At 69.7% G+C, this 13,165-nt stretch carries 12 protein-coding genes and 1 pseudogene; 11 read left to right on the top strand and 2 right to left on the bottom strand.

The window, feature by feature from the left end; genetic code table 11:
- The first annotated feature begins 1 nt into the window (after position 1).
- Together AC1DYG_RS18070 and AC1DYG_RS18065 are read left to right on the top strand one after the other, a co-directional pair.
- Positions 2-1,306, top strand: a complete 1,305-nt coding sequence (locus AC1DYG_RS18070; RefSeq protein WP_477641253.1) for an exo-beta-N-acetylmuramidase NamZ family protein — start codon at positions 2-4, stop codon at positions 1,304-1,306.
- Positions 1,299-3,047, top strand: a complete 1,749-nt coding sequence (locus AC1DYG_RS18065; RefSeq protein WP_477641252.1) for a serine hydrolase domain-containing protein — start codon at positions 1,299-1,301, stop codon at positions 3,045-3,047. The genes AC1DYG_RS18070 and AC1DYG_RS18065 overlap by 8 nt, the downstream gene beginning before the upstream one ends.
- A gap of 6 nt (positions 3,048-3,053) precedes the next feature.
- On the opposite strand, the gene AC1DYG_RS18060 is transcribed toward AC1DYG_RS18065, so the two are convergent.
- Positions 3,054-4,112 carry a hypothetical protein gene (locus AC1DYG_RS18060; RefSeq protein ID WP_477641251.1) on the bottom strand — a complete coding sequence of 353 codons (1,059 nt, stop codon included), beginning with the start codon at positions 4,110-4,112 and terminating at the stop codon, positions 3,054-3,056.
- A gap of 158 nt (positions 4,113-4,270) precedes the next feature.
- Here AC1DYG_RS18060 and AC1DYG_RS18055 point away from each other — a divergent pair, with 158 nt between their 5' ends.
- From AC1DYG_RS18055 to AC1DYG_RS18020, 8 genes are all read left to right on the top strand, one after another.
- Positions 4,271-5,140, top strand: a complete 870-nt coding sequence (locus AC1DYG_RS18055; protein WP_477641250.1) for a hypothetical protein — start codon at positions 4,271-4,273, stop codon at positions 5,138-5,140.
- A gap of 2 nt (positions 5,141-5,142) precedes the next feature.
- Positions 5,143-5,808 carry a class F sortase gene (locus AC1DYG_RS18050; RefSeq protein ID WP_477641280.1) on the top strand — a complete coding sequence of 222 codons (666 nt, stop codon included), beginning with the start codon at positions 5,143-5,145 and terminating at the stop codon, positions 5,806-5,808.
- A gap of 21 nt (positions 5,809-5,829) precedes the next feature.
- Positions 5,830-6,720: a MurR/RpiR family transcriptional regulator gene (locus AC1DYG_RS18045; protein ID WP_477641249.1), complete on the top strand. Its 891-nt coding sequence runs from the start codon at positions 5,830-5,832 to the stop codon at positions 6,718-6,720.
- A 90-nt stretch (positions 6,721-6,810) separates the two neighbouring features.
- Positions 6,811-7,773: an N-acetylmuramic acid 6-phosphate etherase gene (locus AC1DYG_RS18040; protein WP_477641248.1), complete on the top strand. Its 963-nt coding sequence runs from the start codon at positions 6,811-6,813 to the stop codon at positions 7,771-7,773.
- The gene (locus AC1DYG_RS18035; protein WP_477641247.1) at positions 7,773-9,065 is read left to right on the top strand and encodes an ABC transporter substrate-binding protein; all 1,293 of its coding nucleotides are present in this window, start codon (positions 7,773-7,775) and stop codon (positions 9,063-9,065) included. Before AC1DYG_RS18040 ends, AC1DYG_RS18035 begins: the two co-directional genes overlap by 1 nt.
- Positions 9,066-9,159: 94 nt before the next feature.
- On the top strand, positions 9,160-10,059 hold the full coding sequence (locus tag AC1DYG_RS18030) for a carbohydrate ABC transporter permease (RefSeq protein WP_477641246.1): 900 nt from the start codon (positions 9,160-9,162) through the stop codon (positions 10,057-10,059).
- Positions 10,056-10,952, top strand: coding sequence for a carbohydrate ABC transporter permease (locus AC1DYG_RS18025; RefSeq protein WP_477641245.1), 897 nt, complete (start codon positions 10,056-10,058; stop codon positions 10,950-10,952). The genes AC1DYG_RS18030 and AC1DYG_RS18025 overlap by 4 nt, the downstream gene beginning before the upstream one ends.
- Positions 10,953-10,965: 13 nt before the next feature.
- Positions 10,966-12,003 (top strand): N-acetylglucosamine kinase, encoded by a 1,038-nt coding sequence (locus AC1DYG_RS18020; protein WP_477641244.1) that lies wholly within the window; start codon positions 10,966-10,968, stop codon positions 12,001-12,003.
- A gap of 42 nt (positions 12,004-12,045) precedes the next feature.
- Here the strand turns inward: AC1DYG_RS18020 and AC1DYG_RS18015 are convergent, their stop codons facing one another.
- On the bottom strand, positions 12,046-12,603 hold the full coding sequence (locus tag AC1DYG_RS18015) for a hypothetical protein (RefSeq protein ID WP_477641243.1): 558 nt from the start codon (positions 12,601-12,603) through the stop codon (positions 12,046-12,048).
- 265 nt (positions 12,604-12,868) lie between these two features.
- Here AC1DYG_RS18015 and AC1DYG_RS18010 point away from each other — a divergent pair.
- A pseudogene (locus AC1DYG_RS18010) lies at positions 12,869-13,165 on the top strand (hypothetical protein); the annotation flags it as partial.

Here is a 13,165-nt window from a genome sequence, read left to right as displayed (position 1 = left end):
CATGACCAACCTCAACCGCCGACAGCTCATCACCGCCGCAGGAGCCGGAGCGCTGGCCCTTCCCTTGGGCGCGAGCATGGCTCGCGCGGACACGGCAGACGCGAGCTCTCCGTCGCGTCCTGTCACCACCGGCGCAGAGCGCGAGGCGGCGGGCGGCTGGGCGGCGCTGGCCGGACAGAAGGTCGGGATCATCACGAACCCGACCGGCATCCTCACCAACCTTCGCACCATCGTCGACGAGATGCACGAGGCGGGCACGGTCGACATCGTCGGCGTCTTCGGCCCGGAGCACGGCTTCCGCGGGACCGCGCAGGCGGGCGGGTCCGAAGGCACCCACCAGGACCCGCGCACCGGGCTGACGGTCTACGACGCCTACGGCGCCAATGCGGCCAAGATGGAACAGCTGTTCAGGACGGCCGGGGTCGAGACCGTCGTCCTCGACATCCAGGACGCGGGTGCGCGGTTCTACACCTACATCTGGACGATGTACACGGCGATGCGTGCGGCGGTCGCGACCGGCTCGCGGTTCGTCGTGCTCGACCGGCCCAACCCCACCGGCGGCACCGCGCGAGGGCCGATGATGACCACGGCCTACACCTCGGGCGTGGGCGCCAAGGAGATCGTGCAGGCGCACGGCATGACGGTGGGTGAGCTGGCGCGCTTCTTCGACGCCGAGTTCCTGCCCGCTGACGCCGGCGGCCGCGTGAGCGACCTGTCCGTCGTGGAGGTCAAGGGGTGGCGCCGCGACATGACGTATGCCGCGACGGGACTTCCCTGGGTGACGCCGAGTCCCAACATGCCCACGCCGGACACCGCCCTGGTCTATCCGGGGACGGGCATGTTCGAGGGGACGAACCTGTCGGAGGGGCGCGGGACGACCCGTCCGTTCGAGCTGGTCGGCGCCCCCTATGTTGACTACAAGTGGGCGGAAAAGCTTGCTGCGCGCCAGATTCCGGGTGTCGGGTTCCGGGAGGCGTACTTCACGCCGACCTTCAGCAAGCACCTCAACAAGGTGTGCGGGGGCGTCCAGGTGCACCTCACCGACCCGTCGACGTTCGACCCGATGCGGGTCGGGGTCGAGATGCTGGTGGCGGCGAGGTCGACCTACACCGACTTCGCCTGGCGGGTGGACAACGATCCCCGGCCCTACTGGATCGACAAGCTCAGCGGGTCGACCCGACTGCGGGAGCAGATCACCGCCGGCGCCTCCGCCGACGACGTGGCCGGTGCGTGGTCGGCCGAGCTGGCGGAGTTCGACCGCCGCCGTCAGCAGTACCTCATCTACCGTGGCCCGGCCAATGCGTGATGCCATGCGCACCAAGGGAACTGCCGTCATCGCGGTGTGTGCCGCCCTCGTCAGCGGCGTCATGGTGACTGCCGTGCCCGCAGGGGCGGAGGACTTCAGCAAGCCCTTCCGGGGCTTCGCCCCGCCCAACACCGTGCTCTCCGACGGTTCGCCCGCGAGTGTCGGGCTGGACCCGGCGCCGATCGGCACCGCGGTCGACCAGATCCGGGGCCACGAGTCCGCTCCCGTGGGCGGGCACCCGATGTATGCCGGGGCCGTGGGCCTGATGGGCCACGACGGCAAGGTCGTCGAGCGGGACGTCAGCGGCTGGGCACTGCGCTACGCCAACGCCACGACCGAGCTGCCCCGGGACCAGTGGGTCCCGATGCGGGACGACACGCTCTTCGACCTGGCCTCGGTCTCCAAGCTGTTCACGTCGCTGGCTGTCGTCCAGCTCGTGGAGGAAGGCAAGGTCGACCTCGAAAGCCCTGTCGCGGCATACCTCCCGGAGTTCGCGGCGAACGGCAAGGAGAAGGTGACGGTCCGGCAGCTGCTGACTCACACGTCCGGGTTCGTGGCGTGGCTGCCGCTGTGGAGCAAGTACCCCGACAAGGCCTCGCGGATCAAGGCCGTCCTGGACCAGCCGATCAGCCGCCCGGCGGGCACCACCTACCTGTACAGCGACCTCAACCTGATCTCCCTCGGTGTCATGGTCGAACGGCTGCGGGGCGAGTCCCTCGACCGGGTCGTCGCGGAGCGGATCACCGGCCCACTGGGCATGACCGACACCGGCTACAACCCCGCGGTCCGCAACCCCGCCGACCGCGCCCGGGCCGCCGCCACGGAGTACCAGACCGCGCCGGCCCGCGGCATGGTCCGGGGCGAGGTCCACGACGAGAACGCCTGGTCCCTGGGTGGAGTCGCGGGTCACGCCGGGGTCTTCTCGACCGTGGACGACCTGGCGATCCTCAGCCAGGCGCTGCTCAACGGCGGCACCTACCGCGGCCAGCGGATCCTCAGTCGCGACAGCGTCAGCTCGCTGACCACGAACTTCAACGGCGACTTCCCGGGGAATGACCACGGGCTGGGTTTCGAGCTCAACCAGCGTTGGTACATGGACTCGCTCTCGGGTCCGAGGACGGCCGGCCACACGGGCTACACGGGCACCTCGATCGTCATCGACTTCAGCTCGAGGTCGTTCGCCATCCTCCTCACCAACCGGGTCCACCCGTCGCGCAGCTGGGGGAGCAACAACCTCGCCCGACGCGAGTGGGCAGGCGGGCTGGGGCAGTCGATGGGCGTGCGGCCCCAGCACGGTGACACCGCGTGGTTCTCGGGCGCCCAGGACGCCACCACGCACACGCTGGGCACGCCGACCCTCGCAGTGCCTGACTCCGGCGCGAACCTCTCCTTCGACCTCTTCCTCGACACCGAGGAGACCGACCTGCTCACCCTCGAGCGCTCGACCGATGGGGGCACCACGTGGGTGCCACAGCCCTTCGAGACGCGCGACCGCGGCGAGACCGGCGTCAGCGATGGCGTGGTCTCCGGCAGTGGTGCCCGGCGGTGGGCGCAGGCACAGGCCGAACTGGTGCCCGGCAGCCAGCAGCTGAGGTGGCGCTACCGGACCGACGGCAGCTACCTGGGTCGCGGGGTCTACGTCGACGACGTCCTCGTCGGGGCGCGGGGTGGAGCGTTGCTCGACGGGGAGAAGACGCCCGAAGCCTTCGTGGCGGAAGGGTGGACGCTCCGGTCGCGGTGAGTCGGGTCAGCTCCCGACGGGGTCCGGGAGGGTCAGCTGGGCCAGCACTGCAGTGCGTCCCGCCTGCTGGGGCGTTGAGTACCACCCCTGGCTCCAAGTGCGTCCGCAGAGCTGGGCGTTCACGGGGAGCCCGGGGCACAGCACGTTCGTCACGTCGGCGCCCGACACCTCGATCACGAACGGCATAGCTCCCAGGGTTGCCGGGCCTGTGATCGGGGGCAAGACCATCAGGGCGCGGCCCGGGGTCGAGGGAATGCTGCGGACGGTGGCTCCGACGAGTCGGTAGCGCATCACCACCGTGCTCGTCTCGCCGGGCAGCCGGAGGGTCCGCGGGGTGGTGAACGCCCCGGCACCGATGTTCACGACGGCATCGTCCGCCTGGACCTGGAGATCGGCGATCTCGATGCTCCTGGGCAGGCTCCGGGCTGCCACGCCCAAGGTCTGTGGGGGTCCGACCGAGAGCTTGTCGACGGGCTCGGCGAAGCGCACTCGTTCCACCACCTCGAGCGACCCGTCCGCCGTGGGAGTCGCTCGGACCAGGACTCCCGCGGTGGTCAGTCCGGGCCCCACGTCGGCGCCCGGGACGAACGCTGCGCTGCCGGAGGGCGACGAAGGTGCCACCGTCTCGGTGCGGGACGAGGTTGCCGACGAGGGGATCGTCGGGAGGGCTGCGCTCGGTGGCTGGTCCTGGACCTGCGTGGTGATCCAGCCGCCCGCGAGGAAGGCCCCGACGAAGATCAGCGGTGCGGCGAGGGCCACCGCGACGACCCGTCGCAGACCCAGACGACGAGGTGGCCGATCGTCCACCTCCTCTTCGACGGGCTCGGTCACCGCGTCGTCGACGGGCTCGACCAGAGGCTCGACCAGCGCCCCGGCCTGAGGCCTTGCCTTCGCGCCGAGTGTCGCCGACGCCGTCCGCGGCTCGTTCGCGGTCGTGGTGACCGACTCGGTCCGCTGGGCAGCGCGGTGGTCAGGGATGCGCGTCGGCAGGACCGTCGAGGTGGTCCTCCACTGCCCGACGGACTGCTGGCGTGCACTCTGCTTTCGCTTGCGTCCACCGCTCATGAACTGTCCCCTTGTGGCACTCCCGAGTATGTGCGGACTCTGGGGCGCAGTACCACCCCCAACGTCGGATTTACGTCTTTTATACGAGGTCAGAGCCGGTGCCGCAGGATCATCATCAGCCGATCCGGGGAACCTCCTACGTGTGTTTGGAGGCGCAGATGCGCCCACGTTCGCTCCAGGTCATCGCCCTCGTCCTCATGGGCGCAGCGGCGCTCGTCCTTGCTGCCGCACCCGCGCAAGGCACTGCTCCGCGGGCACCCTCCGCCAGCGCCGGGTCAGCGACCGTCTACCTCATCCAGGGCGTCGACGCCACGACGATGGCGCTGACCGTCGACGATCGCACGGTGGCCGCTGCGGCTGCCGCCAAGGCCGTCGTCCGCCTCACGCTGGCGCCCGGGCAACACACCGTCGCGGCCAGGCCGGCTTCCGGAGGGCCGACGGTCACGGCCACCCTTCGAGTGGCCGCGGGCTCGAGCACGGACGCCGTGCTCCACCGTCAGGCGGACGTCGCCAAGCCGCCCGTGTTCACGGCATACCGGAACGACCTGTCGCCCGTCACGGCCGGCAGCAGCCGACTGACGGTTGCCCACACGGCCGCCGTCGGGCCCGCGGACATCAGGGTCAAGGGCAAGGTGCTGTTCGCCAATGTGGCCAATGGCGAACAGCTGACCCTCACGGTGCCGGCCGGGACCTACCCCGTGGACATCGTGCCGGCCGCGACGTCGGGACCCGTCGTCTTCGGCCCGGTGGACCTGGTTGTCGGCAAGGCCTCGCTGACCAGGGTCTTTGCGATCGGCGTCGCCGCGACGGGTTCGATGGACGCTGTGGTCCAGGTGTTGCCGGTGGCGACGCGCGGCAGTGGTGAAGTCCCGTCGCGCGTGGATGCAGGTGACGGGGGCCAGGCGCAGGCCCTGATCGACGCCCACCGGGCGAGTGCGCCGTTCGGCTGGGCCGTGACGCCGCTCCTGCTCGGGCTGGTGGTCGCGCTGGGCCTGGGAGGGACGGCACGTCGCACCCGCCGGGCGTGAGCATGCGACGACGCGCTGAGGTGCCGGTGATCGCGGGGGTGCTGCTGGCGTTGTTGATGGGCGGCTGCGCGCCGGAGCTGGACGGAGACGTCAGTTCCAGGGAGGGGCTGCCCACGGCTGTCGTCGACGGAGGGAGTGCGCAGCTCACCGGTGGGGTGCCGTCCGCCCAGGAAGGCACTGCCGCGGCAAGTCAGCGAAAGACCTTCGTGCCCAAGCGGATTCGACTGCTGTCGACGCGGGGAGCCACTGCTCAGGTCGATGAGGTCGACACGGGTGCCGATGGTGCCCTGTCTCTCCCGGCAGACCCAGGCAGGGTGGGGTGGTGGGTGAGTGGGGCGCTGCCCGGGGAGGTCTTCGGCAGCGTCGTGCTGGCCGGGCACATCGACTCGCGACGTCAGGGCCTGGGGTTCCTTGCCAGGCTGCTCGACTCGAAGCCGGGGGACCGGATCGAGCTGTCGGGGCAGGGCCTGCGGCAGACCTACGTGGTTCGCTCCAACCGTGAGGTGGACAAGGACGTGCTCTCGTTGCGAACGGGCGTCTTCGACCGACAGGTGGCTGGTCGGCTGGTGCTGATCACGTGCACCGGGACCTTCGACCGGAGGACCAGGCACTACGACCACAACCTCGTCGTGTCTGCCGACCCCGTCGGGGTGGCCGTGCCCGGATGACGGAGGCCGTACGGTAGGCCCATGCCATCGCGCGAAGAGTCCGTCACCGTGACGCAGGCCATCCCGCTCCTGGTGCGGCTGCGGGGGATCCGCCCGTCGCTGTCGCCCGCCGAGGACCGGGTCGCGGAGAAGGTGCTGGCGAACCCGCGAGCCGCGGCGGCCCTGACCATCAGCGAACTCGCTACGGCCGCAACGACTTCGGAGACGACGGTGCTGCGATTCTGCCGGCGACTGGGTCTGCCCGGCTATCCGCAGCTGCGCTTGGCCCTGGCCGAGGAGAGTGCCCAACCGCGTTCGACGGGTGCGCAGGACACCGACATCAGCGCGAAGGACACCATCGACGACATCATCGCCAAGGTGGCCTTCGCCGACGCGAGCGCGGTCGAGGAGACCGCCCAGCAGCTCGACCGGGACGCCCTGGCGGCGACCTCCGCTGCCATCGCTGCTGCCAGCCGGGTGGACATCTACGGGATCGGTGCGAGCGCAATCGTCGGGATCGACCTCCAGCAGAAGCTGCACCGCATCGGCGTGGTCGCGTTCGCGTGGAACGACCCGCACATCGCGCTGACCTCCGCCACCCTGCTGGGCAAGGGGGACGTCGCGATCGGGATCTCGCACTCGGGCACCACTTCCGAGACCATCGAGTCGCTCGAGGTGGCGCGGGGCCGGGGCGCCACGACCGTCGCCATCACCAACTTTCCCCTGTCGCTGCTGGCTGCTCGTGCCGACCATCTCCTCACGACCGCGGCACGGGAGACCAGCCTGAGGTCGGGGGCGACGGCCAGCCGCATCGCCGCCCTCACCATCGTGGACTGCCTCTACATCGCGGTGGCCCAGCGACACCTGAGTCGGGCGCGCAAGGCAGTCGAGGAGACCCGGGCAGCAGTCGCGAGCCACCACCTCCGCCACTGAAGGGCCCGCGCCCTGTGGAGTTCCGGCGCGGGCCGTGGTTACTCATTCACAACATTGACGTCGAAACCGTAAGAAACTAACCTCGCTAGTGTGAGCAGCGACGTGAGCGTGAGCGCCCCGACCGAGGAGCGCCACCCGGGCACCACCTCGATCGACACCGAGGCGACCCTCGACATCCTGCGGTTGCTCAACGACGACGACGCGTTGGTGGCCCCGGCCGTGGCCGAGGTGCTGCCCGAGCTGGCCCTCCTCGTCGACCGGGCCGTCGAAGCCATTCGCGCCGGAGGCACGGTCCACTACTTCGGTGCCGGCACGTCCGGCCGCCTGGCCGTCCTGGACGCCGCCGAGCTGCTCCCCACCTTCAATGCGCCCGAGGGGCTGTTCGTCGCCCACCATGCCGGCGGCATGGACGCCCTGCTCAAGGCCGTCGAGAACGTCGAGGACGACGAGCAGGCGGGCCGCACCGACGCCGCCGCCGTCCGGCATGGCGATGTGGCGATCGGGCTGACCGCCTCCGGACGCACCCCCTATGTCGGTGGGGCTCTCCTGCGGGCCCACGAGGCGGGCGCGGTCACCGCGCTGGTGACGTCGAACCCGCACGCCGAGCTGGCGGCATACGCAGACCACCTGCTGGCTCCGCGCACGGGCCCCGAGGTGCTCACGGGCTCCACCCGGCTCAAGGCGGGCACCGCCCAGAAGCTGATCCTCAACTCGTTCAGCACGGCCGTCATGATCCGGCTGGGCCGGACCTGGTCCAACCTCATGGTCGACGTCGTCGCGACCAACGCCAAGCTCCGGGGTCGCGTCGTGCGCATCCTCCAGGAGGCGAGCGGTGCCAGCGATGCCGAGGCCCGCGGGGCCCTCGAGCAGGCCGGTGGCGAGCTGAAGCCGGCGCTCCTGTCGATGCTGGCCCACGTCGACGCGGCCGCCGCCCGTGTCGCCATCGCGGAGCACCACGGTTCGGTCGCCCGAGCCCTCGAAGCCCTCACATCCCCCAACAGCACATCCCCGAACGGCGCTGACCCGGCGCCGGCCCCCAGAGGAGAGAACTGATGACCCGTCGAACCAGCAAGGCCTTGGCCACGACCGCCCTGGTCGGACTCGCGGCCGCACTGGCAGCCTGCGCCCCCTCGGACGGAGGCTCCGACGGCGGAGCTGGTGGTGACAAGACCACCCTGTCGGTGTGGTCGTGGCGAGTCGAGGACGAGGCCGCCTACAAGAAGATCTTCGCGCAGTACGAGAAGAAGCACTCCGACGTCACGATCGACTTCAAGGCATTCAAGGCCACGGAGTACAACAAGATCCTCGCCACTGGACTCGCCGGGTCGGCCGGTCCGGACGTGCCGCAGGTGCGGTCCTACGGCCAGCTGCAGACGACTGTCGCGTCCGACGCGCTGGTGCCGCTCGACGGCAAGGTCGACCTGAGCGCCTGGGACGCCAACACCGTCGCCAGCACCAAGGGCAAGGAGGACGGCAAGATCTACTCGGTGCCGCTCGCGCGCCAGACGATCCAGATGTTCTACAACCAGGGCTTGTTCGAGAAGAACGGCCTGAAGGCTCCCACCACCTGGGACGAGTTCACCGCGGCCAACACCAAGCTCGCTGCGGCCGGTGTCACGCCGATCGCCATCGGCGCCAAGGACGACTGGACCCTGCCGATCGTGCACGAGGTGCTGGCTGCTCCTCGCTTCGGAGGCAAGGCGTTCCAGTCCGAGGTCAACAGTGGCGCCAAGGACTTCACCAGCCCCGACTGGGTTGCCTCCGTCCAGGTCGTCAAGAGCCTCGCGAAGTTCATGCCCAAGAACGTCACCGGTGTCGCCATCACTGACGCCCAGACGCTGTTCAGTGCCGAGAAGGCCGCGATGATCCCCGGCGGTTCGTTCGACCTCGCCGTACTGCAGAAGGCCAACCCGGCCGTGAAGATCGGTGTGTTCCAGGTGCCGCCGGCACCAGGGTCGCCGAGCGGTTCGACGGCCACCACCCCCGGGTGGGCTGACGGCAACTTTGCCGTCTCGGCCAAGTCCAAGAACCAGGCCGCTGCCACCGAGCTCGTGAAGTGGATGTCCACCAAGGAGTTCGGCCAGCTGGTTGTCGACGAGATCAAGCAGATCTCGGCCGTGCCGGGGGTCGAGTTCAAGGACCCGCTGCTCAAGGCGATGAACGACAACTACACCAACAGCGGCTCGCCCTACCTCCTGCTCACCGACTTCCGCTACGGCGCCCCGTCCGGCACCGACCTGCTCGGCAAGGGCCTGCAGCAGCTGCTCCTCGGTTCCAAGGACGCCAAGGGAGTCAGCACCGAGCTCAACACCGGCGTCAAGACCTGGTTCAAGCCCACCTCGTGACCGGTCTCCACCGCACCGGTGAGGTATGCCGCGTGGCAGGGCGCGCGGCATACCTCACCTCCAGGTCCGGTCCGGTCTGCGGCAGGCTGGCTGCATGAGGCGGCGCACCGGACTGTTGTTCATTGCCCCTGCCCTGGTGTTGTTCGGCGTCTTCGTGCTGTACCCGATGCTGACGGCGTTCTCCTACGCGTTCTTCGAGTGGCGGGGGACGTCGCGGGGGGCGTTCGCCGGGATGGCGAACTTCGAGACGCTGTTCACGAAGGCGCCGTTCTCGACCGACCTGCCGAGGGCCTTGTGGCACAACGTGATCTTCTTCGCGGGGACCATGCTCGTGCAGAACACCATCGGCCTCACGGTGGCCTTCCTGCTGCACCGCAGGGAGCGCAGCCGGCGGTTGCTGCAGACGCTGTACGCCATGCCCTACCTGGTCAGCCCCATCGTGATCGGCTACCTCTGGACGCTGTTGCTGTCGCCGACGTTCGGACCGGTCAACCAGCTGCTGACCAAGGTCGGCCTCGAGTCGTGGGCCCTGCCCTGGCTCGGTGACCCGAAGACGGCTCTGTGGGTCGTCGTGCTCGTCAGCGTGTGGCAGTGGATCGGCTTCCCGGTGCTGCTCTACGGCGCCGCGCTTGGCGGTGTGCCGGAGGAGCTGACCGAGGCCGCCAGGGTCGACGGAGCCTCGCACCGGCAGGCCTTCTTCAAGGTCACCTTGCCGCTGCTCGTGCCGGCCATCGGCACGGTCTCCGTCCTCACCTTCATCTTCGCGATGGAGGCCTTCGCGCTGCCCTACGCCTTCGGTGGATCCACCGGAAACCCGGCCGGCGCAACGGACTTCGTCTCGCTGCTTTTCTACCGCAGCGCCTTCGACTCGGGCGCGGTCGACGCCATCGGCAGCTCGTCAGCCCTGGCGACGCTGCTGTTCCTCATCATCTTCGGTGGTGCATTGGGCGCCACCGCCGTGTTGCGCAGGCACGAGCGCGGGATCATGGCATGACCGTCATCCCCGCGCCGGTCGATACCGAGCGCCGCGTCCTCGAACCGCCGCGGGGTGGTTCTGGCCGCGGCAGGGCCAAGCCGGTGGGCGGTGTCACGGCCAGCGTCGCCTTGTGGCTCTACGCCGGTCTCGCGCTGATCCCGTTGGTGCTCATGGTGATCAGCTCGTTCCGCACCAACGCCGACCTCATCACCGACCCGCTCGGCGCCCCCTGGCCGGTGTCGACCACGAGCTATCGCGATGCCTGGACGACCGGCAACTTCGCCACCTACTTCTGGAACTCGCTACTGGTCACCGGCGGCGCCGTCGTCCTCTCGACTGCCGTGTCGACGATGGCCGCCTATGCGTTGGCCAGGGTGAGGTCCCGGTGGTTCAGCGCCGTCGAGTCGTTGTTCCTCTCCGGGCTGATGCTGCCCATCCACCTGGCGATCCTGCCGATCTTCTTCCTCTTCGACGGACTCGGCCTGATCGACTCCCGCTTCGGACTGGCGCTCATGTACGGCGCGGCCGGCGTGCCGTTCTCGATCTTCGTGCTGACCACGTTCTTCCGGCAGCTGCCCGAGGAGCTCGAGGAGGCGGCGGCCCTCGACGGCGCATCGGCCTGGCAGACCTTCTGGCGGATCATGGTGCCGATGGTGCGACCGGCCCTAGCGACCGTGGCGGTCTTCCGCTTCGTGCCGATCTGGAACGACTTCCTCTTCCCCCTCGTGCTGCTGCGCAAGGAGGAGAAGTACACCCTGCCCGTCGGTCTCACGACCTTCTTCGGTGAGAACGCGACGAACTTCTCGGCTGTCTTCGCTGGGCTCGTGATCACCACGATCCCGCTCATCGTGCTCTTCCTGTTGGCCACCAAGCAGATCGTGGCGGGCTTGACCGCCGGCATGTCCAAGTGATCTGGTCGCGCCCATGACGGGTGCAACGGTGGTGGGTGTGGACGTGGGCGGCTCCGGTCTGCGTCTGCAGGTCTCGTATGCCGGTGTGCCCGGTGCCGTTCGCACGGCACCCGGGGTGCGGATCGGGTCGTCAGGCATCGACGTCGCCGCGGCTGTCGCGGATGCTCGGGGCCTCCTGGAGGGTGAGCTGGACGGGGTCGCCAGCCTCGGGCTGGGTGCTCGTCCTGAGGTCGTCGTCTGGTCGATGCGAGGGCTGCTGTTCCTGGCCGACCGGAGCGCCGTGCTGCGTGAGGTGCGGTCCGGGCTCGGTGCCGCGAGCACCGTCGTGGTGTCCGACGCTGTGGCGAATCTCGTGGGGGCCGTGGGCGATGTGCGACCAGGTGCTGTGGTGGCCGCGGGGTCTGGTGCGGTGGCGTTCGGGAGCGACTTCGGCACCGTCTGGCACAGGGTCGACGGCTGGGGCCACGTGTTGGGGGACGTGGGTTCGGGGGCCTGGATCGGGCTCGAAGGGTTGCGCGCTGCGTTGCGCGCCGATGACGGGCTGGCGGGCGGTTCGGAGCGACTGCTGGCCAGCGCGATGTCGCGGTTCGGTCCGACGCAGACCTGGCCTCGACAGCTGATGGCGGCACCGGACGCCCCCGAGCAGCTGGCGTCGTTCGCCCCAGTCGTGACTGCGGCTGCGGAGTCCTGGCCGACGGGCGCTGCCGATGGGGAGGGTGCCGCTGGGGAGGGGGCCGCTGGGGAGGGGGCCGATGGGGAGGGGGCCGACCCCGTGGCCGCCGACATCTGTCGTCGCGCCGGGCAGGGGCTGGGCGAGGCGCTGCTGACGGCGGCCTCCGGACTCGACGCACCGACGCTCGTCGCGAGCGGAGGCGTGCTCGCGGCGCCGGTGGTTCGAGCTGCGCTCGTCGCCTCGTTGGCCGAGAAGCGACGGCGGCTCACTCCCGCACGCGGAGGTGCCCTCGACGGGGCCCTGATCCTGGGCCGACGGTTGCTGGAGGTGGGCAGCCTGCCGGAGCACCCGGCATACCTGCTCGTGGCGAACCCCTGAGGCGCTTCCCGTTTGTCGCAGCGGCGCTTCAGGCGGCGGCGGTCACTCCTGGGGGCTGGTCTGGTACTTGATGTAGGCGCTGGAGTCCCGGTGCCACAGGCGGACCAGGGCCCACGCCCCGATCATGAGGAGGGCCAGGGCCAAGGTCTGGGCAAAGAGGCCCGCGGTGGGCAGCAGCCCGCCGAAGAAGCTCCCCACAGCGATCGTGAACAACACACTCGCGACGATGCGGCCCCATCGCGACCCGCGCGCGGTGACGCGTGCCATGAGCAGCCAGATGGCACAGCTCAGCACTGCGGTCACTGTCGTGACCGTGAGGGTGACGCGCAGCACGCCGTCGATGTCGGCATCGGTCGCCACGAGCCGGCCGGCTCTGGCTTCATTGACGATCGCCTCGCGCAGCTGGCCGCGCGTGAGGAAGCCGCGCAGGATCTCGGCGACCTCGAGGCCGGCGCCGAACTGCATGAGCCGGACGCTGTCGACGATCGAGCGCGGCGGGACCACCGGGGTGCCCGGGCGCCACAGCCGCTGGGCTTCGGGGCGCCCGTCGCCGGGGCCGTCCGGGCTCAGCACTCCGCGCCACGAGATCTGTCGAGCCATCTGGTTGGTGCTCCCTCCGAGCTATCTGCAGACATCCTGTCCCGGAACTCTGCCCAGAGCCAGTTCCGTGGCCCGGACCGCAGGCTGGCGCCGGTGGATCCGGGCACGCACTCGGCGCTGACTCGGCGCGGACTCGGCGCGGACGCGGCGCCGATGTGGCGCTGATTCGGCGCTGATTCGGAATCACGAATTCGTTGTGTTTTCAATGGAATTCGCTGGCTGACGCCCCTTGTCAAAGTCGGTGACCTTCTATAGACTCGAACACATGTTCGAATCGTCCACGGTTGCCGCGGTGATCCAGTCGGAGCTGGCTTCGCTGCGGGCCGATGGCCGGGACCGGTCCTTGGGTGAGCTGGTGGAGCTGGTGGGTGCGTGTCGGTCGGTGATCAACCAGGTCACCGCGCTGCAGACCCTGGCGATGGCGCACGTCGCGGCGGTCGAGGACGTCGAGCTGGAGGACGGGACGGTGGCGGAGCAGCACCGCGGCCTGGGGCACCAGCGGTTGGATGCGCCGGCCCTGGTCAGTGACCAGCTGGGGGTCGGCGACGCGGTCGCGAGCAGC

This window comes from Pedococcus sp. P1_H8 (assembly GCF_056405175.1).
The sequence above is the reverse complement of the archived record's forward strand: the minus strand, read 5'-3'. Positions and strand labels throughout refer to the sequence as shown.

Bases quoted from the DNA above. Each gene is read 5' to 3' on its own strand.
- AC1DYG_RS18070 (WP_477641253.1), top strand. From the start codon at position 2: ATGACCAACCTCAACCGCCGACAGCTCATCACCGCCGCAGGAGCCGGA.
- AC1DYG_RS18065 (WP_477641252.1), top strand. From the start codon at position 1,299: ATGCGTGATGCCATGCGCACCAAGGGAACTGCCGTCATCGCGGTGTGT.
- AC1DYG_RS18060 (WP_477641251.1), bottom strand. From the start codon at position 4,112: ATGAGCGGTGGACGCAAGCGAAAGCAGAGTGCACGCCAGCAGTCCGTC.
- AC1DYG_RS18055 (WP_477641250.1), top strand. From the start codon at position 4,271: ATGCGCCCACGTTCGCTCCAGGTCATCGCCCTCGTCCTCATGGGCGCA.
- AC1DYG_RS18050 (WP_477641280.1), top strand. From the start codon at position 5,143: ATGCGACGACGCGCTGAGGTGCCGGTGATCGCGGGGGTGCTGCTGGCG.
- AC1DYG_RS18045 (WP_477641249.1), top strand. From the start codon at position 5,830: ATGCCATCGCGCGAAGAGTCCGTCACCGTGACGCAGGCCATCCCGCTC.
- AC1DYG_RS18035 (WP_477641247.1), top strand. From the start codon at position 7,773: ATGACCCGTCGAACCAGCAAGGCCTTGGCCACGACCGCCCTGGTCGGA.
- AC1DYG_RS18030 (WP_477641246.1), top strand. From the start codon at position 9,160: ATGAGGCGGCGCACCGGACTGTTGTTCATTGCCCCTGCCCTGGTGTTG.
- AC1DYG_RS18025 (WP_477641245.1), top strand. From the start codon at position 10,056: ATGACCGTCATCCCCGCGCCGGTCGATACCGAGCGCCGCGTCCTCGAA.
- AC1DYG_RS18020 (WP_477641244.1), top strand. From the start codon at position 10,966: ATGACGGGTGCAACGGTGGTGGGTGTGGACGTGGGCGGCTCCGGTCTG.
- AC1DYG_RS18015 (WP_477641243.1), bottom strand. From the start codon at position 12,603: ATGGCTCGACAGATCTCGTGGCGCGGAGTGCTGAGCCCGGACGGCCCC.